The sequence below is a fragment of the Cupriavidus sp. H18C1 genome (genome assembly GCF_049311595.1).
Classification (GTDB): domain Bacteria; phylum Pseudomonadota; class Gammaproteobacteria; order Burkholderiales; family Burkholderiaceae; genus Cupriavidus; species Cupriavidus cauae.
This window is the reverse complement of sequence record NZ_CP186009.1, coordinates 1,585,333-1,610,032: the sequence shown is the minus strand read 5'-3', so window position 1 is coordinate 1,610,032 and position 24,700 is coordinate 1,585,333. Positions and strand designations below refer to the sequence as shown.

Here is a 24,700-nt window from a genome sequence, read left to right as displayed (position 1 = left end):
TCCTTCATTTCAAGCGGCAATGAGGAACAACATCCAGCCCGAACGGGTCAGCTGGGTGCGGGGAACTCGCCTCATCAACGACTTCGTTTGTTGGCTGCACGCCATGGGCGCTGGCCTGCGGCCTGGGCTGGCCGCCATGTGCGGTCAGCTCAAGCCGCGCGTGCTGCGCCAGCAATAGCGCGTCTTTCGAGGCCTTCCGTTGCTTGGCGCGGCTTCTTCTGGCACCGAGGACGCGCGATTGCACAGCGGCATTCCAGGCCGGCATGGGGTCGAGGCGCTCCTGTGCACTGGCCTGCAGGCCAGCCCGAAGAATCAGCTTGCGCATCCGCCAGGACAACGGGCGCTCGCACCAGCGCGGCTCCGGGCGTAGTGGGCCAAGGACTTCGCCCGTATCCGGGCGAATCGCAGTAACCTGCCTGGCATCGTAGCGTTTGATCCGAAGCCGGAGCACCTTCCCGATGAGCTCCCAGCTCTGCGCCAGAGTTGGACTCGTATAGCGGCAGCGCATCGGTCGAACGTGCGGCCGCACGCCCTTTTCCAGGCTGCCGCGTACGACGCAATCTTCAACATGATCCAATAGAACGGGATCGCGCAGTGTTGCGGCCGGCAGCGGGTTGAAGAAGACGCCGGATGCGGGGTGCGCTAGGGCGAGGTTGAAGCGCTGCACGGGCGAACAGAAGTTCAGGCGCTCGGTAGGGTTCTGATTGTGGGTCCTGCAACTTTCAAAAAGTAGCCGCTCGACATCGCGGTAGTCGATCTTGTGCCGAATTGCTTCCCGGGCCGCATCGGGCCGCCGAGGATCCCCCTGGCCCGGTACCATAGCTCGACGCCAGGCGCTTGATACCGTCTGCAGACACTTGCCCAATGGTCTTTTCAACGGCCGAGCGCCTCTGCCACTGGTAAGGCGGACCAAAATTGATGGCGCACCCGAGCGTATCGATGATGTTGCTCACCACTTCATGGGCGCGGTTGCATTTGGCGTTGTCCAATTTGAGCACCGTAACGCCTGAGAAGCCCAGTTCCGGAACCAGCTCCTGTATATGAATGGCCAACGCCTGGCCTTGTTCGGTTCGAGAAGCGTCCGCGTAGGCGTGCGGACGAATGGCGCGATCGAGTGTTTCGAGGACGCTGTCAGCGCTGGGTTCAATTTCGAGCGTGGCAAAGGCGCTCCACGTGGCCGTCGTTAGTTCATCGACCAGCATGGCGATGTACCAACGCGGCAATACTTGGTGCAAGACCCTTCCTTCCGGCGTTTCGAGGCTAAGACAGGACGCCGCATCCACGCGACTGAAGTCGAGAATGGCAAAAGATCCCGGCCTCTGCGGGTGGATCAGCGCAGGAACACCGTGTCCGACCGACGCCATGCGCTGGGCAGCCGCCTTCCCGAATCGACGGCGGACCGCCCGATCGGGGTAACGTTGCATCAGCGTCTTACAGAACCGAACCAACGTCGTGTAGCCGCGATCGCCTGTACAGAATGGCCAGTCCACATCCGAAAGGCCGACATCGCGCAGGGCCGCCAACCAGTGACGATGCAGAACTCGAAACGTTGGAGCGCGGTCGCACATTGGCTCCGTCGGCGCGCGTGTCCCAAGTAGCTCCTCGTAGATCAACTCCAATGCCTGCGGAACTCGGTCTATGAGCGCACCAAGCGCACCGGCGTAACCACTGGAGTTCCCCGCGTTCTCGCGTACCGGCTTCTGACGTCGGTAGCCGCGAATCCTCTGACCAGGTACCAGCGCCAACAATCCGAAGATGCCATGAACGGGATGGGGGGCGGTAAAGCGATCCAGCAGACGGTAGACTTCTCGACGCGAGAGGCCTGTCTCTCGCGTAATGACATCAAAGGGCACATGGGCAACGTACAGCCGCACAGCCCGCTCGCGGCGCCGGTATGTAGCCCGCGCCGACTCCGAGAATGACTCGATAGACGGCTGTGGCCAATTGGCGGGATCGCCAAACGCAGGAACGACCCGCTTCCGTGCGCCGCTGACCGCCATCATGGCACCCGACGGATCATCGTTGCCGGACCAATCAACGCGCTCGTCAGGTCGGCCCCCCAATCGACCCAATTGAAGTTCCCGGGCAATGACTGCGAGCATCATCGCCGGATCACACTGTGGCCATCGCAACGCTTCGCCAAGCTGGAAAATGCCCTCGCTCGCGAGGATTGCGACTAGTGCATCGGCTTCCGCCTCCCGCGGATAGCTGGCCGCTGCAGTCATCGCCCGACTCAGCACTAGCCAGTTGTCGAAGAGATACCGATGTCGTTCCAGGTATCGCTCGGAGACAAATTCGCACCGCGCCTGCTGCTTCGCAGCCGTCGCAACGAGGGCTTCACTACGCGCCTTGACCTCATCCTCGCGCCGCGACCCCGTTCTAAGGTAGCCAAACCATGTTTGATGGCCTCGCTGATCCCGGGCAACAGAATGCGGAAGTAGCTCCAGAGCACTGTGGTCGGCGTCCAGTCCTGGGTTGAGCGGCGGCCGATAGGACACGAATTCAGGCATTCCCCTCCAGCAACACGCAATGCATGAAGGCGACGTCACCTTCGATGTAGAGATAGCGCCGGTTCTTGTTGGAATGGAAGACCCAAAGGTTGGCAGCAAAGTGGCGCCGAAACCTGTTTGCCTTCTCTTCGGAACGTTGCGCGTGATGGCGGCTCCCCATGGCTTGCCCCCCATAAATGTTCATTCGGTTTTCGCTGCGCAAACGGTCCTTGACTTTGGCAAAATAACCACCAAAATCAAACCGTGCAGCGAGGATACGAAGCGGCTCTGCGCTAACAGAGTGCTTCAGTCAGTTTCAGATAACGAGTTCACTGTTCTCCAAAAAAACCGTGGGGTGACCAACGATGGTCGCCCCTTTTTTTGTGGTCGGCACATAGCGACCGCAATTGGAAATTAATCCAACCCGAGTATTTTTCAAGCGACTTTTATTGGCTTGTCACTTGATCTATAACTGGATCAGGCTGGGTGACAATATGGCGGACTAATATATTTATATATGTTTCGCCAATGCTGACATCAGCCCTACTCGGCGTCGCCCGCCAAGTTCGTGACAGGACGCCAAGCACGCCGCCCATCCACTGTGCCTGCAGCACGCCACATAGCGTTACGAAATCACACACGCGGGCTGGGCTTCATTATCGTCCCCGGCCAAGGTCATTAGATTGGCGTCGTTATGGTTTTTTTTGGAAACGTCCGCACGGACTTCCCCATTGTGCATGGCATTACGCATTGTTATGTGCCGCCGCACAAAATGCATGCGATTACGCCCGCACAACGCAATATCAACTCGACCACCGGGCTGCGACCAAACAGAAAAGGCAGCACGCACAAATAGGTCTCTACGTAAGTCTGCGGTTATATGGCGATATTTTCGATTGAGCATGTGCATGCCTTCCTGTTTGAGCACTTCGTTGGACGGAGGTATGCTGGCTCTCGCCATGGCACTTCAGCGGCGCACGACACCGAGCAACGTCGCACAATATTTGTCCGGCAAAATGATCAAAGGCGGCAATTTTGTCTCGAATGGTGAACATGCCAGCCTTCACCGATACCACTTCAGTTCTGGAACGTCACTTGCTGTTGCAGCTCGGCGACCGCATCAAACGCTTGCGCAAGGCACAAGGCGTCGGCACGGTCGAGATGGCAAAGCGCGTTGGCATCTCCCGAACCACTCTCGCGGCCGTTGAAGCGGGCGACCCGGCGCCTTCCATGGGCACGTATCTTCGCGTCATGTCCGTTTTGGGCGTGGCCGCCGATCTTGCCCTGTTGGTTAGCGATACGTTCCAGCCGGCACCGGAGCACTCCGCGGCCGCGTCATCCAGGCGTCCTGCGCCACAGGTCGAAGTCCGGGTCCGGACGGACTCCAGCCGTCACGAGGCGCAGGACCTCCAAAGCATGGCGCTTCACAAGGAAGCGATCCGGCTGATACAGGATGACCCCGCTCTACTAGCTCGGGCTCAGGAAGTCCTCCAGCGATGGCGCGCACAGGGTGGGTCACGGTCCGATTCACTGTGGTCCGAGTGGGAATCGATCCTTGCGAAGCGATCCTGGCGCAAAGCGCTTGGCCGGACGCGGCGTGCTCAGGAACTCCGCCAGGCCTCTCCTCTGCCCACGGTGTTACCAGACGACGTGCGGCGCAATGTGTTAGCGCAGGTCCAAGCATTGAAGACCGGCGTTATCCTCGGAGAGACGCATGAACCGTGAAGATCTGGAACACATCATCCCAGCCGCTGCCGAGATCACGAACGAGTACGAGTTCGTCGTTGTTGGCAGTCAATCGATTCTGGGCCCGATCCCTAATCCCCCGGCGATTTTCACCATGTCGGGCATCACCACCGCTTCGGGGCCGATTGTCACCACGTGTATCAGTTCGTTTTCGAGCGTGGAATCACTGTAGATCGTTGCGTGAATCGGAGCGTGCATCTCGACAATCGCCTCGACGCCGCGCACGTAGCGCCCAAACCGGTTCACGAATGTCGCATCCTCATGGAACAATGTTGCGAAGGATTCCATATCGTGCCGATTCCACGCGTTCTGAAACGCTTGCAACGCTTCTTCTGGGTGTTTCATATCGCTGGTATCGCAGAACGTTGTAGCGGTTTTTTCTGGCCGTTTCATGATAGCAGTCAGCGAAAATCCACGTCGTGATTACGCAACCTGCCTCCACACCCCGCGCAACCGCCGAACAAGAAACGGAGCCACCAGCATCGTCGCCGACGCCAGCAGCAGCCCCGCCGAAATCGGGCTCGACCACAACACCGCCACGTCGCCATTCGAGATCGACAAGGCACGGCGCAGGTTCTGTTCCAGCATTTCGCCCAACACGAAACCGAGGATCAGCGCGGACATCGGGAAATCCATCTTGCGCAGGATATAGCCGAACACGCCGAGCACCGTCATCAGCACCAGGTCGAAGGTGGTTGCATGCACCGCGTAGACGCCGATCGCGCTGATGGCCGCGATGGCTGGCACCAGCATCCACATCGGCGTGGACAGTGCGCGCGCAAACAGGTTGACCAGCGGGATGTTCAGCACCAGCAGCATCACGTTGCCGATGAACAGCGACGCGATCAGGCCCCAGACGATATCCGGCTGCTGGGTAAACAGCATCGGACCGGGCGTGATGTTGTACAGGGTCAGCGCACCCATCATCACCGCAGTCGTACCCGAGCCCGGTACGCCGAGGGTCAGCATCGGCACGAAGGAGCCGGTCGCCGAGGCGTTGTTGGCCGCCTCGGGCGCCGCCACACCGCGAATATCGCCATGGCCGAAGGTTCCTTGACTGCCGTAGATGCGCTTTTCGGTCATATAGGTGATTGCGCTGGCAATGGTCGCGCCCGCGCCCGGCAGCACGCCCACGAAAAAACCGATCACCGACGAACGAACCGTGCACCACCAGGTCTGCGCTGCCTCCCGCGTATTGAACATCATGCGGCCGGTGTTCTTGACCAGTTGCTGCCCCGTCTCGGTATGCTGCTCCAGCATCAGCATCAGCTCGCTGACCGAGAAAAAGCCGATGACCACTACGATGAACTGGATGCCGTCGGACAGGTGCACATTGTCGAAGGTGAAGCGGTACACGCCGCTATTGGCGTCGACACCGACGGTCGCCAGCGTCAGGCCGATCAAGGCTGCGAGCAATGTGCGGACGGGCTTGTCGCCAACCATGCCGGCCAGACAGGCGATGGCAAATACCATCAGCGCGCAGTATTCGGCGGGACCGAAGGCCACCGCCCAGTCGGCAAGCACCGGCGCAAAGATCACGAGGCCGATGGTGGCAATCACCGAACCGACAAACGAACTCCACGCGGAGATGGACAGCGCCACGCCGGCCAGTCCCTTGCGCGCCATCGGGTAGCCGTCGATCGCCGTCATGATGGCACCGGCATCGCCCGGTACATTGAGCAGAATCGACGAAATGCGGCCGCCGTACTCGCATCCCATGTAAACGGCAGCCAGGAGAATCAGCGCGGTTTCCGGCGGCAGCTTCATCGCATAAGCCAGCGGCAGCAGAATGGCGACGCCGTTGATCGGACCCAGCCCCGGCAGCATGCCGACCAGCGTTCCGATAAAGGCGCCGATCGCGGCCACCAGCAGGTTCGACCATTGCGACGCAATGCCGAAACCGTGCAACAGATGCTCGAACGCGCTCATAGCAGGCCCTCGATCAAGGTGCCGATCGGCAGCGTGACTTCCAGCCAGCGATCGAACAGGAAAAACAGGCTGATGCCCATGACCGCCCCGGTCGCCACGCAGGCCATCCACCCGCCGCCGAACAGCCGGCCCAGCGCGATCGTCAGCAAGGCGGTGGCAATGGCAAAGCCGAGCCACTGGAACACCAGTGCATACGCCAGCAGTGCGGCTACCATGATGGCCAGCCGGAATGCGCCGCCGCGCTCGGGCCAGGCGACCTTGGGCCCCGGAAAGAGAAGCAGCCATATGCTGCACAGTGCCATCAGCACGCACAGCAGCAGCGGAAAGGCCCGCGGCCCCACCGGCTCGTAGCTGAACTCGGCGGTAAATCCCGTGGCCACCCACGCGGCGGCCGCGCTCAGCAGCAGCCACGCGATGGCGAAAACGCGATCACTATTCATCGATGTCTCGGCGTGTTGGAGATGGCCGCGAGCGCGGCCCAAGGGAGAGGCCAGGCCGCCGCTGCGGCCCGCTTTATTTCAGCAGGCCAAACTCGCGTGCCAGCGTCTGGTAGCGGGCGACTTCCGCCTTCACATAGCCGTCCAGTTCCGGACCGGTCTTGGCAAACGGAAAGAGGCCCCTGGCGTCGAGCGCTTCGCCAAACTGGCGCGAGGCCAGCAAGTTCCGGAACGCGGTGCTCCACCATTGGAATTCGGCATCGGGCACCTTCGGGCCCATATAGAAGCCGCGCACGATGGGCCATTGCACATCGAAGCCCTGCTCCTTCGCGGTCGGAATCGCCGCCAGCTTGCCCGGCAGGCGCTTGTCGGCCAGCACCGCGAGCACGCGGATCTTGCCGGCCTCCAGCATGCCCGCCACCTCGCCGATGTCACCCGGCACGACTTGCACATGGTTGCCGAGCAAAGCCGTGATGGCCTCTCCGCCGCCCTCGAAGGCGACGTAACGCATCGTGCGATGCTCGACGCCGGCCTGCTTGGCGACCAGCGCCGCCTTCATCCAGTCCTGGCTGCCGACCGAACCGCCCGCGCCAAACACCACCTTCTGCGGATCGGCCTTCATCGCGGCCATCAGGTCCTTCAGCGTCTTGTACGGCGAGTTGGCGGCGACCGCGACCATGCCGTAGTCGGTGCCGATGGCGGCCAGCCACTTGACGTCGTCCGGCCCGTACTTGCCGAACTTGCCATGCGCCAGGTTCAGCAACGAGCCGCTGGAGAACGCGACGATGGCCTGGCCATCGGCCGGCCGCTGTGCCACGACGGCGTTATAGGCGACAGCGCCGATGCCGCCCGGCATATAGGTCACGCGCATCGGGCTTTTCAACTGGCCGCCGTCCTGCAGCGCGGTTTGTGCCAGCTTGCAGGTCAGGTCAAAACCGCCCCCGGGCTTGGCCGGCGCAATGCATTCGGGGCGCGATGGCTGGGCCTGGGCGTTCGTGGAGAGCATCGCCCCTGCGGCGAGCACGGCGACGACAAGCTTGGGAATAGCGGTCATTGGGGTCTCCTGGTCCGGTCGTTGTTATGACGCGCGAACACGAATTGACTTCGGCGCGATTGGCCGTATCGTAGAGCCCGATGCTGTCGCGAGCCTGTCATCGCGACTGTCACGGCCTAGCGTTTACCCTATTCCATGCGTTTATTGCTGATCGAGGACCACCAGGAGCTCGCTGCCTGGATGGTCAAATCCTTGCGCGCGGACGGATTCGATCTGGATCATGTCCTCGATGGAGAAACTGCGCTGACGATGCTGCAGGAACAGCCTTACGGTGTGATCCTGCTCGACCTGTCATTGCCGGGCATCGATGGACTGGAGGTACTCCGCATCGCCCGAGCCCGCGGCATCGGGGCCCCTATCCTGATCCTGACCGCGCGAAGCGAGGTTGCCGACCGCATCAAGGGGCTGGACCTGGGCGCGGACGACTATATCGCCAAGCCTTTCGACCTTGGGGAATTGAGCGCGCGCATCAAGGCCCAGTTGCGGCGTACCCATGGTGGCCAGCCGGTGACGCGCTTCGGCGACCTCGCCTTCGACTCGGTCGAGCGCATCTTCCTGCTGCGCGACGAGCCGCTGATGCTGTCGCGGCGCGAGCATGCAGTCCTGGAAGCGCTGTTTATCCGCGCCGGCCGCGTGGTAACCCGCGAAAGCCTGCTCGGCCGGGTGTTCTCGCTCGATGACCAGGTCAACCCCGAGGCCATCGAGCTCTACGTCTCTCGCGTACGCAAGAAGCTGCGCGATAGCAGCACGACCATCACGGCCGTCCGCGGCATCGGCTACCTGCTCGAATCGAATCATGGCAGCGACTGAACGTCGGCATAGCCTGCGCCGACGACTGCTTTGGCGCTTGACCATTCCGCTCGTCGCGGTCGGCATCTTTACCGCGTTCACGTCGTATCGCACCGCGTTGTCGGAAGCCAATCAGGCCCATGACCGCACGCTGTTGGCTTCCGCGCGCGCCATCGCGGAACGGCTCGACTATCGCAATGACCGGCTGGTGGTGGACGTTCCCTATGTCGCGCTGGACACCTTCCAGGTCGATATCCGGGGCCGCATTTTCTATCGGGTGCGCGATCCGGCCGGGCGTTTTGTTTCCGGTGATCGCGATTTGCCGCCGATGCCGAAGGACGTCCCGCGCAGCGACCACTATCCTGCCCTCGTGCATTTCTACAATACCGATTACCTCGGCACGCCGCTGCGCGTCGCGGCATTGTGGCAGCCGGTCGCGAACGCTCGCGATGGGGGCATCGCTCTGGTCGAGGTCGGCGAAACGCTGGAAATGCGCGACGACATGGCGATGCGGCTGCTCGCCACCACGCTGTGGCAGCAGGCGCTGTTGATCGCTGCCTCGCTTGCGCTGATCGCGCTGGCCGTGCATGTCGCGCTGCGGCCACTGAAGAATATCGAGGCCACGCTACGCGCCCGCGACACCGCCAGCCTGGATCCCATCGACGTCCCCGAACTGCCGCGGGAAATCCATCCCCTGCTCGCCTCGTTGAACAGCTATCTGGACAGCCTGCGCGGCATGGTCTCGCGGCAATCGCAGTTTCTCGACGACGCCTCGCATCAGTTGCGCACCGCGCTCGCGCTGGTCAGAACGCAGGCCGACCATGCCGTGCGAACCTATCAGGCCAAGCCGGAATGGCGTGAGATCCGGGATGCCATCGATCGCACCATCCGGCTGACCAACCAATTGTTGGCGTTGGCACGTACCGATGCCAAATCGCCGCATTCCGCGCAGGGCGCCGCGTTGCAACGGCTGGACCTGACGGCGCTGTGCCGGGCGGTGTCCGCCGAGTGGTATCTCGCGGCGCGCGATCGGCAGCTGGACTTTGGCCTGAGCGCCTCCGACCGGATGCATGCCTACGTCAACGGCGACGAAAGCATGCTGCGCGAGATGCTGGCTAATGTTCTCGACAATGCCGTGCAATACACGCCCGCGGGCGGACGGGTGGAAGTGACCGTGATGGCGGGGGCCACCACGCATCGGGTGCTGGTAGACGACAGTGGCCCCGGCATTGCGCCGGCGATGCGGACCAAGGCATTCGAACGATTCGCGCGCCTCGGCGGCTCGCGTTCTCCGGGCAGTGGACTGGGTCTGGCAATCGTGCGGCAGATCTGCGAAGCGCATGGCGGACGCGTGCAGCTGGAAGACGGGCCGGATGGACAAGGACTTCGGGTCCGGATCGAATTGCCCGCCGCCACCGCGTCCGGCCTTGTCAGCGGATCGCTACCGGATTCACGTTGACCTGCGTCGAGCCGACATAGCGCGGCTGGCCCAGCACGAACAGGAATTCCCATGCCTTGTCACGCACCAGTGCGCGGCTGTCGATCAGTTCGAGGTTATAGATGCCACGCTTGGCCAGCATGAACTGATTGACCGGAAACTCTTCGCCGCTCGGATTCGGGTACACCTCCGAGGCCCAGGTGTCGCCACCGAACGCCACGATGCCCTGGTCGGCGAGCCATCGCGCCGCCTCCATGCCGATACCCGGCTCCACCTCGAGGAACTGCTTGTTGTCCTTGCCGATCAGCTCGAGCCATCCGGTGTGGAACAGCACGACATCGCCCTTGCGCAGCGTGACGCCCTGGCGCTTGAGCACGGCCTGGATATCGGCAACCTTGAATTCCGTTCCGCCCGGCACAATGGCCTTGCCATAATGCGCGGTCATGTCCAGCACCACGCCCCGCGTGACGATCGGCGGTACCTTTTCCACGCCGAGCTTCTTCACGCCTTCCACCGTGACGAAGTCCGCCGCACGATTGCCGTTGTAGTAGACGTTGTCGATACCGATATGCCCGATGCCATTGAGCTGGGTGCCGACACCGGTCCACGCCACGGCGAGCTCATCGTTGAACGTAAAGCGGTTCGGGCCGAGGGTCTGGCCTGCCTGCTCTCCGGGCTGAATGTTGTACAGCTTGAAGCTGCGATGCCGGAATGCCGGCAGATCCTTGCTGACCGGAACGCCGAGCGCATAGGTCTTGCCGGTCTTGACCAGCCCGGCGGCCTGCCGGACGACGTCGGGCGTCAACAGGTTGGCCGCGCCGATTTCATCGTCCGGCCCAAACTGCGAGGGATACCAGTCGGCCGCCCATGCGCCGTGAGCCGTTGCCGCCAATATCACCGCCATCGCAACTGCGCGCTTTGCTTTCATCGTGTTCTCCGCTGTCTGACGATCGAATCACGATTTTGCTCGGGCGCTCCATGCAAAAAAACCGGCCTGGCTGCGAAAGACCTTTGAATCGTACGCAAGGGTCGATGGATCGGTCATCTCGGCAACCGGCTAGTTCGACCGCGGCAGGATCTCCATCGATTCACACTCGCTCCCCCGGCACCAGGCAATGATCTGGACCTGGCCGATGTCCCATTCCAGAGTGAATGCGCCAAAATCAAACGAGCTATAGCGGCATCGGTCCCCAAGGACTTCCTTGAGGTGGTCCACCGGCTGCCCAGCGTAGCGACTCACGTCAACGAGCGCGGTGAGGATGCGCGCCTCCTCTTCAGCCTTGGCGCGCGCATGCCGCGCTCCCGCTCGTCGGGACCAGGAGACGAGCCAGAGTCCGAGCATTGTCAAGGCAAACAGAAACAGTGCGGAGGCGGTGGAGAGCATGCGCAGCCGGGGGAGTTCTGGACGGCAATACGGTCCGAATGGGTCTTGACTCGGAAAGTCGATCTCGAATTGTACCGACCATCCGGCCAGAGCGACGCGCCGGCAACCAGCGTCGGAATCGGAATTGGCACGCGCAAGCCGCCCTGCATGGGCCCAGATCGCATTCAATGCGCCGCGACACCCCTCCCCCGCTGTATTCGCCTCTGCAGACTGTGCGCAATGAACGCCGCCATCGTCCCCAGCGTTGCCGCCGAGGCCAGCATCGTGAACGCGGCCACGGATGGCGGCTGGTGCGAGGCAAAGTAGGCAACCAGGCCGAGGAAGAAGCCCAGCAGGTTGTTGAACGCCGGCGCCTTTGCCAGCGACAGGGCGATGCCGGTGATCGCGAACACCACCGCACCGAGCGTGTAGCTGCCCAGCAGCGGCGTCAGTGCCGCCATGGCAAGCGCCGCGCCGATACCGAGCCCCACGCCGATCAGCACGCAGCCCAGATTGATCGCGCCCTGCTTCAGGTTCATTCCCCGGGTGAAAAACGAGATCCACCCGACGAACATCGCCCATACCGGCACGTCCAGCGCGGTCACGCTCAGCGTGGCGGCCGACGAGGCAACGATCGACTCGGCGATGACTACCTTCAAATGCGTGGGAAAGGCGCGATTAGCCATGGCTGGTCTCCGCTGACTGAGCGGCCAGGCGAGGCGACAACAGGTCCGCCAGCCCGATGCGCCGCAGGAAATCGGCACGGATCCGGTCGGCGACGGCATTGACGACTTCGCAGCCATCGTCCGATGGATCGACATGGACGCGGAAAGGCCGCTTGCCGTAGGGACGCCCGACGATGTCGACGATGGCCTGCGCCACCGCGGACGCGTCGGCATCGGGCGGTTCGCAAGCGGCCAGGCCTTGCAGGACTTCCTGTTCGAAGCCGGCATAGGCGCCGGTGGCATATTCCTGCTCGCGGGCGGTATCGGCCGGTCGACCGCTGTGCGCGAAGTGATTGGTGCCCTTGGTGAAGGCCCCCGGTACGATGATCGACGTCTCGATGCCCCAGCGGGCCAGTTCTCCGGCATAGCTGACCGCGACGGCATCCATTGCCGCCTTGGCGGCGAAGTACGGCGCCAGGTAAGGCGGCGTGCCGCCACGGTGGCTGCTGCTGCCGACCCAAAGCACCAGCCCCCGCCCTTGCCTGCGCATCGCCGGCAAGGCCGCGCGATTGACGCGCTGGGTGCCCAGTACGTTCACGTCGTACAGATGCGCATACTGCTCGGGCGTGAAGGCCTCGGCGGGACCGAACGCCATGTGCCCGGCGTTGTGGATCAGCACATCGATCCGGCCCTGCTCCGCAATGACGCGATCCACCGCGGATTGCGCGGAACTCTCGGACTGCACGTCGAGTTCCACGGCATGCAGGTTCACCCGGTTGCCTGCGGCATGGGCCAGCAATGCGTTGACCTGCGGCGCATTGCGTCCCTGCGTGTCGCGCATGCCCGCGTAGACGGTGTGGCCGGCCGAGGCGAGCGCCCTGGCGCTCAGGGCGCCGAACCCGCTGGAGGCGCCGGTAATCAGGATGGTCAGACTCATGGTTGCTCCTTGCTCGTAGATGACACGTCGCTAGGGCATGGCGTTGCGTTGGGGAACAGGTCGTCTTGCCCCGGTATTGGCGGCGTCCGCCGCGGTGCGCGCAATCGCTTTGCCAGGGACGCTCGGATTGGATTGCACGTCCCATGGCGGCCATCTTGGCGGTTGGCGTGGGCGGGATAAAGGTGGGCAGCTTGGCGGGTCAATTCAACCGGCCATAACAATGCGGCGGGAGGGATTGCCGCAGCCGAAGGGCGATGCGCTTGCCGTGCCACCTCCCGGCGACGCCGCCCTATGCCACAGGCGCACCCGCCGCTGTCATCGCCACTGTCATCGCCACTGTCATCGCCGCGATGCGACCGTGAACGCCACCAGCGACAGCAATGCAAGACCGACTCCGGCGTGGACGACGCCGTGCCAGCCAAACGCCGTGTACAGGACGCTGGCAACGGCCGAGCCAATCGCGCCCCCCGATAAAGATGGCGGTCATGTACAGCGCATTCAGGCGGGCTCGGCTCGTCGCATCCAGCGCATAGATCGCACGCTGGCCAAGGACCATATTCATCTGCACGGCGAAATCCAGCACGATGCCCGTCAGCGCCAGCGCGTAGACGCCGTGGTGCCCCGAGTCGAGTCCGAAGAGGAAGCTGATGGCCGCGGCGATCATCGCCAGGAATGACGCAACGCGCGTATGCCCGGCGTCCGCCAACCGGCCGGCAATGGGCGCCGCCACCGCCCCCAATGCGCCAACCAAGGCGAAAACACCGATCTGCGATTGCGAGAGCCGATACGTGCTCGCCAACTCGAGCGGCACGGCCGTCCAGAACAGGCTGAAGGCCGCGAACAGCAGCCCCTGGAACAATGCGCGCTGGCGCAGCACCGCGTAACGCGAGAACAGATGCCACAGCGACTGGATCAGCTGGCCATAGGTCGCGCGATGTTGGGGCACCCGGCGCGGCAGGGTGATGGCGATGATGGCGACCGTGGCCAAGGTCACCGCCGCGGCGGCAAGGAACACGGCGCGCCAACCAAAGTACTCCGCCACCATGCTGGACAGCGGACGCGACAGCAGGATGCCGGAGAGAAGCCCGCCCATGATCGTGCCGACCGTACGGCCACGCATGGCTTCGGGCGCCAGATGCGCGGCCAAGGGAATCAGTATCTGCACGCTGACGGAACTGAGGCCCAGCATCAACGAAACGAGCAGGAACAGCTGCGGCTGGCTCGACAGCGCCGCACCGACCAGGCTGATCGCCGCCGCGGCACCGCTGACCATCAGCAGGCGCCGATTCTCCAACAGATCCGCCAGAGGAACCAGGAAAAACAGGCCAAGGGCGTAGCCGATTTGGGTCAACGAAACGATCACGCTGGCGCTATGGACCGACAGCCCGACGGATGGCGCGATCAGGTCGATGATCGGCTGTGCGTAGTAGAGATTGGCGACCAGCACGCCGGCGCAAAGCGAGAACAAGGCTACCAAGGCGCCCGACATCGGCGTTTGCGCCGGGGCCATGGAGTGGGTTGTGGAAGAAGAGGTGGATTTCAAGGTCGCTCCCAGTCGATTGCGAAGTGGGAGTGAGCTTAGGAGCTAACCTTCGTCGCGAGAATCGGGCTCGGGCGCAAATCAGCGTTGCGCCCGGCACAATGCCCAGCTCTGCGCTTGCCGATGGCGCCCTATGCGGATGCCGGATCGGGGACGCCTGCCCGCCTACTTCCTTGCCGCGGACGGAGCTGCCTCCGCCCTTTCCGCGCCATAGGTCTTCACCAGGTAATCGACGATGACGGGTATGTCCTCGTCCTTCAACGGCGCGCCGAAGGGTTTTTTCATCTTCTTGACGGTGGCCTCCCAATACTGCCGAGACGAGGAAGTCGGCTGCGTCGCGACGTATTGCGCGGAATGGCAGGTCATGCAGTTTTGCAATGCAAGCGCGTATCCCGGCAGGCTGCTCGGCTTGTACATCGCCGTCTCCTGAGGGAGCTTGATTTCAAGCGCGATCGCGGTGGACGTTGCCACCGAAGCGGCGACGGCGGCAAGGATGGACAGCATCTGGTGTCTTTTCATGGCGCCCTCACCTGACGATCAAGCGCGTGGATTCGACCACGTTGCGCATGTATCCAGCCGGATTCCAGTTCGCGGTCAGCGGCTGGACCTCGCCGGATCGGCTTTTTGCGCGAACGCGCAGGTCGTAATTGCCCTTCCTGGCCGGACGGAACGCAATGCTCCATTCCCGGAACGAGTACCGGCCCAGGTCCTTGCCCAGCGACGCCGCGCGCCAGCTGCCGCCGCCATCGTCGGAAAATGCCACCTCCTGAATCCCATGCCCGCCGTCGAAGGCAATTCCCTTCACGACGACCTGCTGCCCCATCGGAACGATACTGTCCTGCATATGGCTCGTGATAAAGGACCGCACGTTGAATCGGCCAATCGGAACCGTGCTGGTGGGAGCGGAGCCCGGCGGCACGCAGGCGCAGTCATTGGCCGGAATCCGGTAGGCGGCATTCATCCAGAATCCGTCGAACGGTTTGTCCAGCACCTGGATGTGCGACAGATGCTTGACCCAATACGTGCCATAGTGTCCGGGCACGACCAGCCGCAACGGATAGCCGTTCAGGAACGGCAAGTCCTTGCCATTCATCGCCCAGGCCAGCATGACCTCGCCATCCATGGCGTGATCCATCGTCAGTGCCTTGACGAAATCCGGCCCCGTTTCGAGCGGCGAACGATCCAGTCCATCGAAACTGACCTGGACCGCTCCGGCCTTGACGCCGGCCTTTTCCAGCAGTGCGCGCAGCGGAATACCGGTCCAGCGGGCATTGCCCATGGCGCCATTGCCGAGCTGGCCGCCATTGACGCGTGGGTCGAAAAACCCTCTGCTATTGCCCGAGCATTGATTGACGGCGACGAGATCGACGGGATCGGCAATCTTGCGCAGTTCCCGCAACGACAGCTCCATGGCGTTTGCGACATGGCCATCGATCTTTAGCCGATACTTGGCGGGATCGATGTTTGTCGGAATACCGCTCCAGTGATAACGCACAAAGAAGGCGTCATTGGGAGTGATCGCGCCTTCCCGGAACACTTCAAAAGGCGTCTCGAGCTGCGGCGGCCGGCTGGTCAGCAGAATCAGCGGCCGCTTCTGCGGAAATGCCACCAGTTCGCGCTGGCCGTTCTCGAATGGCATTTCGATCGTCCGGCCCGCAGCCAGTACCGCCGGCGCCGCCATTCCGAGCGTTCCCTGAAGGGCGATGGCCGCGCCGCCCTTCAAGATGCTGCGACGGCCGTAATCGGCGCCGTCGGACTTATGCTGTCCCGCCATTCCTGTCTCCTGGTCTTTTGAATAATTGATGGCGAGCAGCGTAAAAGATCGGCGCTTATAAGTAAAACCGGTAAATTTGGTATCCCTTACCAGGAAATTGGATTCAAACGTCCAATCGCGGGACGCGCAACCCAATATCGACGCACGCAATTCGCAGGGTCCCAATGCCGAAATCGCGGCCCAATGAAACGGACAACCGACGAACGACGATGTGTGGCGACAAGAGCGTGCCGAATCACTTTGGTTGACATGCAAACGATTTCGGCGTCAGAATAGTTTGCATGCCACCCATCCCGCCTTCTCCGGCACCGAATCCGTCCGCTACCGAGCCCTCCCCCCCGTCTCGGCCGTCTGGTCGGCGCCGTCTATCGGCGATGGCGAAGAGCCGTCGATCAGAGCTTTCGCGAACTGGGCCTGACCGACGCTTCCCGCGCGCCGCTGGTGGCGCTCTATGAATCGCCCGCGCCGAGCATGCGTCAGGGCGAGCTCGCCGAGCTGCTGGCGCTCGACAAGTCGTCGTTGGTGCGAGTGCTGTCGCAACTGCGCGAGATGGGCCTGGTGGAATGGGAGGCCGACGAGGCCGATCGGCGCGCCAAGAGCATCCGCCTGACGGCGAAAGGCCGTGCAATGGCGAAGCGCATGCTGCGAAAAAGCCTGGAAATCGAAGCGCAGATCCTCGACGCGCTCTCGCCTGAAGAACTGCGGACCACCCGCGCCGCCCTCGAGAAAATCGCACGCCGCCTGACCGAAGTCTGAGGCGGCCCCCATCATGCAGTCCTCCCAACAAGCGATTTACCCTTCCGTCCGTGCTCCGATGTGGTTGCTGGTGCTGGTGACGCTCAGCGGCACCATGGCCATGCATATCTTCGTGCCGGCGCTGCCGTTGGCCGGCACCGATCTGCACGCCAGTGCCGCCGGCATGCAGCAGACCATCACCTACTACGTATTGGGACTGGCCTTCGGCCAACTGATCTATGGGCCGGTATCGGACACCATCGGGCGACGCCCCACCCTGCTGATCGGGCTGGGTCTTTACCTGTGCGCCAGCATCCTGGCCCTGTTTGCGACGTCGCTGACCTGGCTGCTGTTTGCGCGACTGGCGCAGGCGCTCGGTGGCGCGGCGGGCATCACGCTGGGCCGGTCGATCGTGCGCGACACGGCCGCACCGGGGCGTGTCACCAGCGACCTGGCGCTGCTGAACCTGTTGACGCTGGTCGGCCCCGGCCTGTCGCCGGTCGTGGGATCGTTTCTGGCCGATCAGTTCGGCTGGCGCGCGATCTATGTCTTTCTGGTCGGCATTGCTGCCCTGATGGTGTATTGCGCCTGGCGGCTGCTGCCGGAAACGAATCCGGAGCGCCGATCGCTAGAGGTGTTCACGATCGCGCGGGACTATGGCCGCCTGCTGCGCAACCGGCGCTATCTCGGCTTCATGGTGGGCGGGTCGTGCTCGACCACGGCGCTCTACCCGTATCTCGCCACCTCTCCGTACATCGTCCATGAGCAATTGGGCCTGCCGGTCTGGCAGATAGGCTGGTTCGCCACGGTGACGATCGTCGGTGCCAGTGTTGGAACGATGATCACGAAGCGATTGGCGGGCCAGGTTCGGCCGGAGGTCTTCCTGAATGCCGGCGCGGGCCTGAGCCTGTCGATGGCGTCGGCACTGTTGCTGGTGCAGATCGGCGGCTGGCTGACCGCGCCGCTGCTGATCGCGATCACCTTCATGCTTACGGTTGGCGCGGGACTGGCCAGCCCGGCGGCATTGTCGCGTTCGATCTCGGCCGTTCCCGGCCTGACCGGCGCGGCCGCCGGCCTCTATGGCTGCGGACAAATGGCAATCGGCGCGTTGGGCACCAAGCTGGTGGGATACGGCACGACGCCCGCGACGGCCTGCGCGGTGGTTCAGATCCTGATCACCGGCACGGCGTTGGGCGCGTATCGGGTCGCGGCGCGAGCAAAGAGCGCCTGATCGCGCATAGCACTGGCTGCGGCCGGCAGTCCGGCGCCATTCGGCCGAACTCCAAAGCCGGTCAGACGTTGCCCGATACCACAAGTCTCGCGTTCCGCATACAAAGAATGGCGCGCGCCAAATCGCGCAACCAACCTTGTGGAGGGCCTCTTGCAATGGATTGCAGACCACAGCCAGTTGATCTCCGCGCTCACGGGTGTCGGCACCCTGCTGGTATGGGTCATCTACCTGCAGGTATTCGTCAGTAGTTACCGGCGGCAGCTTCGTGCCACGCTGCTGATCACGCGCGGCCCCGGAGACGGGCTCGCCGCGCGCTGCTTCGTGACGAACATGAGTTCCGGCCCGGTTTATGTGCAGAGCGTGATCGTCGCACTGGAAACGCCCGGCGGATTGGTGGTGATGCCGGCGACCGAGACGCAGGACGCCGAACAGCAGGCCTACTCGCGGCCATTGGAGAGAACGCGGCAAGGACCGCTGCAGCCGGCGGCGATTCGGGACATCGGCTCGTTCGAGCATCTGATGTCGCCCGCATTGCAGGAGGCCCGGCCCGAGACGGTCCAGGCCGTGACAATCGTCGTCCTTGGGGTCTATGGCACCGAGGACTTGCCGATCGGCGCGCGGCGCCGCTTCGTCGTGACGCCATCGGGCGCCCGGCTTCGCCTGCACGGCGCGACGCTCGGCACGGAGCAGATCAGGAAGAAGAGCGAGCGCCGAAAGTTGCTGGCCGATCTGCAGCGCGATCAGTAGATGACTACTCCGCCGCGATCTTCATCGTCTTGATATCCCGCTCCCAGCGCATCAGCTCGTCGTTGATGCGCGCGCGGAATGCCGCGGGCGTGCTGCTTTCCGGTTCGACGCCCTGCTGCGCCAGCGCCGCCACCACGTCGGGCTTGGCCAGCGCCTTGGCCGTTTCGCGCGCCAATTGCTCGACGATGGCCGGGTCGGTGCCGCCGGTGGTGAACAGACCGTACCAGCTGGAGAAGTCGTAGCCCGGCACGCCGGCTTCGGCCATGGTCGGCACATTGGGCAGCGAGGGAATGCGCTTCTTCGTGGTGACCGCCAGGATCTTCGCCTTGCCGGTCTTCAGCGCGGCCATCGCCACCGGCACCGAGCCGAACACCATGTCGACGTTGCCCGCGTACAGGTCGTTCATTGCCGGGCCGTTGCCCTTGTACGGGATGTGCAGCAGGTCGATGCCGCCGAGCTTTTCCATCAGCGCGCCGGACACATGCAGCGTGGTGCCGTTGCCCGACGAGCCGTAGGTATAGGCGCCCGGCTTCTGCTTCGCGCCGGCGAGCAGCTCCTTGACGTTGTTGAACGGCAGGCCGGTCCTGACCATCAGCACGTTGGCCGCCTCGGCGACCAGCGATACCGGCGCGAGGCCGGTACGCGGGTCGTAGGGCATCTTGCGGGTCAGGGCCGGCATGATGGTCTGCGCGCCGGCGCTGCCGAGCAGCAGCGTGTAGCCGTCCGGCGTCGCCTTGGCGACCATGTCGGAGCCGATCAGGCCGCCGGCGCCGCCGCGGTTCTCGACCACGACGGACTGGCCCATGCTCTGCTGCAGTTCCTTGGCGAGGATGCGGGCGATGGTGTCGTTCGCCCCGCCCGCCGCAAAGGCCACGACCATGCGAATCGGCTTGGACGGGTACTTGTCCGCGGCAAAACTCAGCGAAGGCATGGCGCACAACGCGGCCAGGGCGAACAAGGTACGACGGCGAACGGTATGGCGGACGGCGGGCATGGCGGGTTTCTCCTCCTGATAGTCGCCCGATGTTAATGGCCGCCTCCAATAAAGAAAATTAAGACTTTATTTGCCGTCTCAAAAGAAAAACTTAAGATCGCTGTCCGCCGCTATTCGCCGTGTTGGCTTGTCCCGCCGATGCACTCGGCTGGGGAACAATGCCCCGCGCCGGTGCCTCCGCCGCGTTCGTCCTGTCGCTCGACCACCCTCCGCCGAGCGCCCGGAACAGCGACGCCAGCGCGCTCTGGCGCTGTGCGGCCACCTCGATCAACGCGGTTTGCGCGGCATAGTGGCTGCGCTGCGCCTCCAGGTAACGCAGATGGTCGTCCACGCCGGCGCGGTAACGCGCCTCCGACAGCCGTAGCGTCTGTTCGCTGGTCTGCGCGACGGCACGGCGGGCGATCTCCTCGCGGCGGAGCGTATCGGTGGCCGCGAGCGCGTCCGAGACTTCGCGGAACGCGGTCTGGATCGTCTTCTCGTAGTTCGCCACGGCGATGTCCTTGCGCACGTGGGCGAGATCCAGGTTGGCGAGGTTGCGCCCGCCGGAGAAGATCGGCAGCGTCAGCTGCGGGGCGAACGACCATACCGTCTGGCCCGCGCCGAACAGGTTGGACAGCTCGCCGCTGGCGCTGCCGAACATGCCGGTCAAGGTGATGCGCGGGAAGAACGCCGCGCGCGCCGCGCCGATGTCGGCATGGCGCCCGCGCAGCCGCTGCTCCGCGGCCAGGATGTCGGGCCGGTGGATCAGCAGTTCGGACGGCGTGCCGGGCGCCAGCGTCTGCACCAGCAGCACGTCGTCGCGCGGCGCCTGCGGCAACTGCGCGGCAATGTCCGGCACGCCGACCAGCAGCGCGAGGGCATTGGTAGCTTGGCGGAACTCCCGGTCGGTGCGTTCGAGGTCGGCGCGCGCCTGGTCGGTCAGCGCGCTCGCCTCGTAGAAGTCCAGCGCGGTAGCCGTGCCGGCCTGGCGGCGCTGCGCGATCAGCCGCAGCGACGATTCGCGCGTCTGCAGCGTCTGCATGGTCAGCAAATGGCGCCGCTGCGCGCTGTCCCGCGCCAGATACGCCTGGATGACCTCCGCGACCAGGCTGATGCGTGCGCTGCGCGCGGCCTCCTCGGTCGCGAAGTACTCCTGCAGCGCCGCTTCGGAGAGATTGCGCACGCGCCCGAACAGGTCCAGCTCGAATGCCGGCACGGCAATACCGGCCTGCACGGTTTGCTGGACCGAGCCCATGCCCGGCTGACGCAGGTCTTCCGCGACCCGCTGCCTGCTGCCGCCCGCCTCTGCCTGCAGCCCCGGCACTCGGTCGGCGCGTTGCACGCGATACATCGCCCGCGCCGCGTCGATATTGAGCACCGCCTGCCGCAGGTCGCGGTTGTTCTCGAGCGCGAGCGCCACCAGCTCGCGGAGCTTGTCGTCGACGATGAAGCTGTCCCACTGCAGCACGGCCGCCGATGACGGCGCGGCCTGCGTATCGTCGGCCGCCATCCCGCTCGCCTGTCCGGACGTCCATTGCGTGGGAACCGGCGCCGCCGGGCGCTCATAGACCGGCGCCAGCGAGCAGCCGGCGAGGACGGCGCCCACGCTCAGCAGCAGGCACGGCAGCGTCGTCCGGGATCGAATCGATTTCATTGCGCGCCCTCCGTCGGCGTCGTTGCAGTCGTCGTGGTCGCAGTCGGCGTGTTGGTACGTGGGCTGTCCCGGTAGCGCTTGAAGCGCGACAGCACCCAGACGAAGAAGACCGGGGCGAACACCACGCCCAGCGTGGTCGCCGTCAGCATGCCGCCGATCACGCCGGTGCCGATGGCACGCTGGCTGGCCGCGCCCGCGCCGGTGGCGATGGCCAGCGGCACGACGCCGAGGATGAAGGCCATCGAGGTCATCACGATCGGGCGGAAGCGCAGCCGCGACGCCTCAAGCGCCGCGTCGATCAGCGGCATGCCCTGCTCGCGCAGCGACTTGGCGAATTCCACGATCAGGATCGCGTTCTTGGCCGCCAGACCGATGATCGTGATCAGCCCCACCTTGAAATAGACATCGTTCGGCATGCCCACGGCATTGACGGCCAGCACCGATCCGAGCGCGCCGATCGGCACGATCAGCATCACGGCCCCGGCGATCGCCCAGCTTTCGTACAGCGCCACCAGCAGCAGGAAGACCACCAGGAAGGACAGCCCCAGCAACAGCGGTGCTTGCGCGCCGGCCTGCCGCTCCTGATACGACAACCCCGTCCACTCGTAGCCGATGCCCGCCGGCAGCGTGGCGGCGATCCGTTCGATCTCGGCCATGGCCTCGCCGGTACTGAAACCGGGCGCGGCGTCGCCGATGATCTTGATCGTCGGATAGCCGTTGTAGCGCGACACCTGCACCGGGCCGATCTCCCACTCCGGCGTGGCGAATGCGCTCAGCGGCACCTGCTCGCCGCGCACGTTGGGCACGTTCAGCGACAGCAGCGCTTCGGGCGTCATGCGGTCGCGCACGTCGGCCTGCACCACCACCCGCTGCAGGCGGCCGACGTTGGCGAAGTCGGCCACGGTCGCGGAGCCATAGGCGCTGGACAGCGCGGTGTTGATCGCCTCGAAGCCGACGCCCAGCGCCTCGGCCTTGTCGCGGTCGATATCGAGCCGCAGCTGCGGCGCGTCCTCCAGGCCTTCCATCATCGCGTACGCCAGCACCGGCGACGTGTTGGCCTGCTTCAGCAGCGCATCGCGCGCCGCCACCAGCGCGGCGCGCCCCAGGCCGCCGCGATCCTGCAGCCGCAGCGCAAAGCCGCTGGCGTTGCCCAGCCCTTCGATCGGCGGCGGATCGACCGCCATCACGCGCGCCTCCTTCAGTCCCGCGAACTGCGCGTTGAAGGCCGCGACCTCGTCGCTGGCATGCTGGCCGCTGCCGCGCTCGGACCAGTCGGTCAGCGTGGGAAAGCCCAGCGCCGCGTTCTGGCCGCTGCCCGAGAAGCTGAAGCCGAGCACCATCGTGGTCGACTCCATCGCCTTGCGGTCGAGCAGCCAGCTCTCCAGCTGCTTGACGACGGCCTCGGTGCGCTGGTTGGTCGCGCCCGGCGGCAGTTGCACGTCGACGACGAAGTAGCCCTGGTCCTCGATCGGCACGAACGATTCCGGCAGCCGCGTGTACAGCAGCGCCAGCAGCGCGACCACCATGCCGTAGACGATCATGCAGCGGCCGGCCCGGCGCAGCAGCTTCGAGTTCAGCGCGGTGAACCGCTCGGTCAGCCGGCCGAAACGGCGGTTGAACCAGCCGAAGAAGCCGCGTTTCTCTTCATGGTGACCCTGTGGGATCGGCTTGAGCAGCGTCGCGCAGAGGGCGGGCGTCAGCGTCAGCGCAAGGAAGCCGGAGAACAGGATCGACACGGCCAGCGACAGCGAGAACTGCCGGTAGATCACGCCGACCGATCCGGACATGAAGGCCAGCGGGAAGAACACCGCGGCCAGCACCAGCGTGATGCCGATGATGGCGCCCGACACCTGGCTCATCGCCTTGGCGGTCGCCTCCACGGGCCCCAACCCTTCCTCGGCCATGATCCGCTCGACGTTCTCCACCACCACGATGGCGTCGTCGACCAGGATGCCGATCGCCAGCACCATGCCGAACATCGTCATCATGTTGACCGAGAAGCCGATCGCGTACATCACGGCCAGCGTGCCGGCCAGGCACACCGGCACGACGATGGTCGGAATCAGCGTGTAGCGCAGGTTCTGCAGGAACAGCAGCATCACCAGGAACACCAGCACTACCGCTTCCACCAGCGTGTGGATGACTTTCTCGATCGCGACTTCGACAAAGCGCGAGGTGTCGTAAGGAACCGAGTATTCGATGTCGTCGGGGAAGGACTTGGACAGCTCTTCCAGCTTGGCGCGCACCGCGCGGGCCGTCTCGAGCGCGTTCGCGCCCGGGCGCAGCTGGACCGCGGCGCCGACCGCGCGCTTGCCGCTGGTCAGCATGTCGAAGTTGTAGTCCTGCAGGCCGACCTCGAGCCGCGCGACGTCGGCGAGCGTCACCTTCGAACCGTCGGGATTGGCGCGCAGCACGATGGCGCCGAACTCGTCGGTGGTCGTCAGCATGCCCTTGACCGCGATGGTCGCGCTTAGCTCCTGGTCCGCGCTGCCGGGCGGGCTGCCGAAGCTGCCGGCCGGCACCTGCACGTTCTGCGCGGCGATCGCCTCGTTGACGTCGGCCACCGACAGCCCGTAGCCGAGCAGCTTCTGCGGATCGATCCACACGCGCATCGCCGCTTCGGCGCCGAAGAACTGGACCTTGCCGACCCCCGGCACACGCCGGATCTCGTTGTTGATCCGGCGCGCCGCATAGTCGGCCAGCGTCACCATGTCCTTGCCCGCGTCGTCTCCCTTGAAGTTGATCGAATAGACCATCAGGAAGCCGGCGCTGACCTGCTCGGTACGCAGGCCCTGGCGCGTGACGGCGGCCGGCAGGCGCGCTTCGGCCTGCTTGATGCGGTTCTGCACGTCGACCTGCGCCAGGTCCGGATCGACGCCGGGCGCGAACGTCACGGTGATTTCCGCGATGCCGGCGGAGCTGCTGGACGAGTCGTAGTACAGCATCCCCTTGGCGCCGTTGAGCTCCTCCTCGATGACGCTGGTCACCGAATCGACCAGCGTGGTCGCGGACGCGCCCGGGTACATCGCCGAGATCGCGATCTGCGGCGGCGCGACCGTCGGGTATTGCGAGACCGGCAGGGACGGCATGGCGAGCAAGCCCGCCAGCACGATGAAGATCGCCAGCACCCAGGCGAAGTTGGGCCGATGAATGAAGAATCTTGGCAGCATGATTTGTTATTCAGTGGCGCGGCGCCTGC

General features: G+C 64.3%; 23 protein-coding genes and 1 pseudogene. 7 read left to right on the top strand and 17 right to left on the bottom strand.

Translation table 11 applies throughout. The features are described 5' to 3' along the window. Positions 1-4: 4 nt before the first annotated feature. Together OJJOAM_RS23130 and OJJOAM_RS23125 are read right to left on the bottom strand one after the other, a co-directional pair. Entirely contained in the window at positions 5-667 is a 663-nt protein-coding gene (locus OJJOAM_RS23130) for a hypothetical protein (RefSeq protein WP_422649988.1), read from the bottom strand. Positions 668-722: 55 nt separating this feature from the next. Next, positions 723-2,510, bottom strand: a complete 1,788-nt coding sequence (locus tag OJJOAM_RS23125; RefSeq protein WP_422649987.1) for a helix-turn-helix domain-containing protein — start codon at positions 2,508-2,510, stop codon at positions 723-725. 19 nt (positions 2,511-2,529) lie between these two features. Between OJJOAM_RS23125 and OJJOAM_RS23120 the strand changes: the two genes are divergently transcribed. Then, positions 2,530-2,907, top strand: coding sequence for a hypothetical protein (locus OJJOAM_RS23120; RefSeq protein WP_422649986.1), 378 nt, complete (start codon positions 2,530-2,532; stop codon positions 2,905-2,907). 207 nt (positions 2,908-3,114) lie between these two features. On the opposite strand, the gene OJJOAM_RS23115 is transcribed toward OJJOAM_RS23120, so the two are convergent. Next, positions 3,115-3,417 carry a hypothetical protein gene (locus OJJOAM_RS23115; protein WP_422649985.1) on the bottom strand — a complete coding sequence of 101 codons (303 nt, stop codon included), beginning with the start codon at positions 3,415-3,417 and terminating at the stop codon, positions 3,115-3,117. Between the two features lie 125 nt (positions 3,418-3,542). On the opposite strand from OJJOAM_RS23115, the gene OJJOAM_RS23110 reads away from it, so the two are divergent. Then, positions 3,543-4,214, top strand: a complete 672-nt coding sequence (locus tag OJJOAM_RS23110; RefSeq protein ID WP_422649984.1) for a helix-turn-helix transcriptional regulator — start codon at positions 3,543-3,545, stop codon at positions 4,212-4,214. Between the two features lie 69 nt (positions 4,215-4,283). Here OJJOAM_RS23110 and OJJOAM_RS23105 read toward each other — a convergent pair whose 3' ends face one another. From OJJOAM_RS23105 to OJJOAM_RS23090, 4 genes are all read right to left on the bottom strand, one after another. Further along, entirely contained in the window at positions 4,284-4,523 is a 240-nt protein-coding gene (locus tag OJJOAM_RS23105; protein ID WP_422651038.1) for an SgcJ/EcaC family oxidoreductase, read from the bottom strand. 135 nt (positions 4,524-4,658) lie between these two features. Further along, positions 4,659-6,164: a tripartite tricarboxylate transporter permease gene (locus tag OJJOAM_RS23100; RefSeq protein ID WP_422651037.1), complete on the bottom strand. Its 1,506-nt coding sequence runs from the start codon at positions 6,162-6,164 to the stop codon at positions 4,659-4,661. Continuing rightward, positions 6,161-6,604, bottom strand: coding sequence for a tripartite tricarboxylate transporter TctB family protein (locus tag OJJOAM_RS23095; protein WP_422649983.1), 444 nt, complete (start codon positions 6,602-6,604; stop codon positions 6,161-6,163). Before OJJOAM_RS23095 ends, OJJOAM_RS23100 begins: the two co-directional genes overlap by 4 nt. A 73-nt stretch (positions 6,605-6,677) precedes the next feature. Beyond that, a complete protein-coding gene (locus tag OJJOAM_RS23090; protein WP_422649982.1) occupies positions 6,678-7,655 on the bottom strand; it encodes a Bug family tripartite tricarboxylate transporter substrate binding protein in 978 nt (325 codons plus the stop codon). Positions 7,656-7,790: 135 nt separating this feature from the next. On the opposite strand from OJJOAM_RS23090, the gene OJJOAM_RS23085 reads away from it, so the two are divergent. Both OJJOAM_RS23085 and OJJOAM_RS23080 read left to right on the top strand, forming a co-directional pair. Beyond that, positions 7,791-8,465 carry a response regulator gene (locus OJJOAM_RS23085; RefSeq protein WP_422649981.1) on the top strand — a complete coding sequence of 225 codons (675 nt, stop codon included), beginning with the start codon at positions 7,791-7,793 and terminating at the stop codon, positions 8,463-8,465. Between the two features lie 37 nt (positions 8,466-8,502). After that, positions 8,503-9,903 carry a sensor histidine kinase gene (locus tag OJJOAM_RS23080; protein WP_422649980.1) on the top strand — a complete coding sequence of 467 codons (1,401 nt, stop codon included), beginning with the start codon at positions 8,503-8,505 and terminating at the stop codon, positions 9,901-9,903. Here OJJOAM_RS23080 and OJJOAM_RS23075 read toward each other — a convergent pair. The 7 genes and pseudogenes from OJJOAM_RS23075 to OJJOAM_RS23045 form a co-directional block, all read right to left on the bottom strand. Next, on the bottom strand, positions 9,875-10,810 hold the full coding sequence (locus OJJOAM_RS23075; protein WP_422649979.1) for a cyclase family protein: 936 nt from the start codon (positions 10,808-10,810) through the stop codon (positions 9,875-9,877). The genes OJJOAM_RS23080 and OJJOAM_RS23075 overlap by 29 nt on opposite strands. Positions 10,811-10,939: 129 nt before the next feature. After that, positions 10,940-11,266, bottom strand: coding sequence for a hypothetical protein (locus OJJOAM_RS23070; RefSeq protein ID WP_422649978.1), 327 nt, complete (start codon positions 11,264-11,266; stop codon positions 10,940-10,942). Positions 11,267-11,430: 164 nt separating this feature from the next. Beyond that, positions 11,431-11,931, bottom strand: coding sequence for a DUF1097 domain-containing protein (locus OJJOAM_RS23065; RefSeq protein ID WP_422649977.1), 501 nt, complete (start codon positions 11,929-11,931; stop codon positions 11,431-11,433). Continuing rightward, positions 11,924-12,847, bottom strand: a complete 924-nt coding sequence (locus tag OJJOAM_RS23060) for an SDR family oxidoreductase (RefSeq protein WP_422649976.1) — start codon at positions 12,845-12,847, stop codon at positions 11,924-11,926. The genes OJJOAM_RS23065 and OJJOAM_RS23060 overlap by 8 nt, the downstream gene beginning before the upstream one ends. Positions 12,848-13,186: 339 nt before the next feature. Next, positions 13,187-14,336, bottom strand: a pseudogene (locus tag OJJOAM_RS23055) (MFS transporter). 216 nt (positions 14,337-14,552) lie between these two features. Then, positions 14,553-14,906 carry a c-type cytochrome gene (locus OJJOAM_RS23050; RefSeq protein WP_422649975.1) on the bottom strand — a complete coding sequence of 118 codons (354 nt, stop codon included), beginning with the start codon at positions 14,904-14,906 and terminating at the stop codon, positions 14,553-14,555. Positions 14,907-14,913: 7 nt separating this feature from the next. Beyond that, a complete protein-coding gene (locus OJJOAM_RS23045; protein WP_422651036.1) occupies positions 14,914-16,161 on the bottom strand; it encodes a molybdopterin-dependent oxidoreductase in 1,248 nt (415 codons plus the stop codon). Between the two features lie 441 nt (positions 16,162-16,602). On the opposite strand from OJJOAM_RS23045, the gene OJJOAM_RS23040 reads away from it, so the two are divergent. The 3 genes from OJJOAM_RS23040 (at position 16,603) to OJJOAM_RS23030 (ending at position 18,874) form a co-directional block, all read left to right on the top strand. Then, positions 16,603-16,917, top strand: a complete 315-nt coding sequence (locus tag OJJOAM_RS23040; protein ID WP_422649974.1) for a MarR family winged helix-turn-helix transcriptional regulator — start codon at positions 16,603-16,605, stop codon at positions 16,915-16,917. Between the two features lie 58 nt (positions 16,918-16,975). After that, a complete protein-coding gene (locus OJJOAM_RS23035) occupies positions 16,976-18,127 on the top strand; it encodes a multidrug effflux MFS transporter (RefSeq protein WP_422649973.1) in 1,152 nt (383 codons plus the stop codon). Between the two features lie 150 nt (positions 18,128-18,277). Beyond that, positions 18,278-18,874, top strand: a complete 597-nt coding sequence (locus tag OJJOAM_RS23030) for a hypothetical protein (RefSeq protein ID WP_422649972.1) — start codon at positions 18,278-18,280, stop codon at positions 18,872-18,874. Positions 18,875-18,878: 4 nt separating this feature from the next. Here the strand turns inward: OJJOAM_RS23030 and OJJOAM_RS23025 are convergent, their stop codons facing one another. The 3 genes from OJJOAM_RS23025 to OJJOAM_RS23015 all read right to left on the bottom strand — a co-directional run bounded on the left by OJJOAM_RS23025 (position 18,879) and on the right by OJJOAM_RS23015 (position 24,668). Beyond that, positions 18,879-19,868, bottom strand: a complete 990-nt coding sequence (locus OJJOAM_RS23025; protein WP_422649971.1) for a Bug family tripartite tricarboxylate transporter substrate binding protein — start codon at positions 19,866-19,868, stop codon at positions 18,879-18,881. Between the two features lie 91 nt (positions 19,869-19,959). Beyond that, positions 19,960-21,501, bottom strand: a complete 1,542-nt coding sequence (locus OJJOAM_RS23020; RefSeq protein ID WP_422649970.1) for an efflux transporter outer membrane subunit — start codon at positions 21,499-21,501, stop codon at positions 19,960-19,962. Beyond that, positions 21,498-24,668 carry a multidrug efflux RND transporter permease subunit gene (locus tag OJJOAM_RS23015; RefSeq protein WP_422651035.1) on the bottom strand — a complete coding sequence of 1,057 codons (3,171 nt, stop codon included), beginning with the start codon at positions 24,666-24,668 and terminating at the stop codon, positions 21,498-21,500. The genes OJJOAM_RS23020 and OJJOAM_RS23015 overlap by 4 nt, the downstream gene beginning before the upstream one ends. Positions 24,669-24,700 lie beyond the last annotated feature (32 nt).

Excerpts from the sequence above, each read along its gene's own strand:
- OJJOAM_RS23020 (WP_422649970.1), bottom strand. The coding sequence starts at position 21,501 with ATGAAATCGATTCGATCCCGGACGACGCTGCCGTGCCTGCTGCTGAGC.
- OJJOAM_RS23085 (WP_422649981.1), top strand. The coding sequence starts at position 7,791 with ATGCGTTTATTGCTGATCGAGGACCACCAGGAGCTCGCTGCCTGGATG.
- OJJOAM_RS23110 (WP_422649984.1), top strand. The coding sequence starts at position 3,543 with ATGCCAGCCTTCACCGATACCACTTCAGTTCTGGAACGTCACTTGCTG.
- OJJOAM_RS23095 (WP_422649983.1), bottom strand. The coding sequence starts at position 6,604 with ATGAATAGTGATCGCGTTTTCGCCATCGCGTGGCTGCTGCTGAGCGCG.
- OJJOAM_RS23090 (WP_422649982.1), bottom strand. The coding sequence starts at position 7,655 with ATGACCGCTATTCCCAAGCTTGTCGTCGCCGTGCTCGCCGCAGGGGCG.
- OJJOAM_RS23035 (WP_422649973.1), top strand. The coding sequence starts at position 16,976 with ATGTGGTTGCTGGTGCTGGTGACGCTCAGCGGCACCATGGCCATGCAT.
- OJJOAM_RS23045 (WP_422651036.1), bottom strand. The coding sequence starts at position 16,161 with ATGGCGGGACAGCATAAGTCCGACGGCGCCGATTACGGCCGTCGCAGC.
- OJJOAM_RS23125 (WP_422649987.1), bottom strand. The coding sequence starts at position 2,510 with ATGCCTGAATTCGTGTCCTATCGGCCGCCGCTCAACCCAGGACTGGAC.
- OJJOAM_RS23120 (WP_422649986.1), top strand. The coding sequence starts at position 2,530 with ATGCATGAAGGCGACGTCACCTTCGATGTAGAGATAGCGCCGGTTCTT.
- OJJOAM_RS23025 (WP_422649971.1), bottom strand. The coding sequence starts at position 19,868 with ATGCCCGCCGTCCGCCATACCGTTCGCCGTCGTACCTTGTTCGCCCTG.
- OJJOAM_RS23075 (WP_422649979.1), bottom strand. The coding sequence starts at position 10,810 with ATGAAAGCAAAGCGCGCAGTTGCGATGGCGGTGATATTGGCGGCAACG.
- OJJOAM_RS23050 (WP_422649975.1), bottom strand. The coding sequence starts at position 14,906 with ATGAAAAGACACCAGATGCTGTCCATCCTTGCCGCCGTCGCCGCTTCG.
- OJJOAM_RS23065 (WP_422649977.1), bottom strand. The coding sequence starts at position 11,931 with ATGGCTAATCGCGCCTTTCCCACGCATTTGAAGGTAGTCATCGCCGAG.
- OJJOAM_RS23070 (WP_422649978.1), bottom strand. The coding sequence starts at position 11,266 with ATGCTCTCCACCGCCTCCGCACTGTTTCTGTTTGCCTTGACAATGCTC.
- OJJOAM_RS23105 (WP_422651038.1), bottom strand. The coding sequence starts at position 4,523 with ATGGAATCCTTCGCAACATTGTTCCATGAGGATGCGACATTCGTGAAC.
- OJJOAM_RS23060 (WP_422649976.1), bottom strand. The coding sequence starts at position 12,847 with ATGAGTCTGACCATCCTGATTACCGGCGCCTCCAGCGGGTTCGGCGCC.
- OJJOAM_RS23100 (WP_422651037.1), bottom strand. The coding sequence starts at position 6,164 with ATGAGCGCGTTCGAGCATCTGTTGCACGGTTTCGGCATTGCGTCGCAA.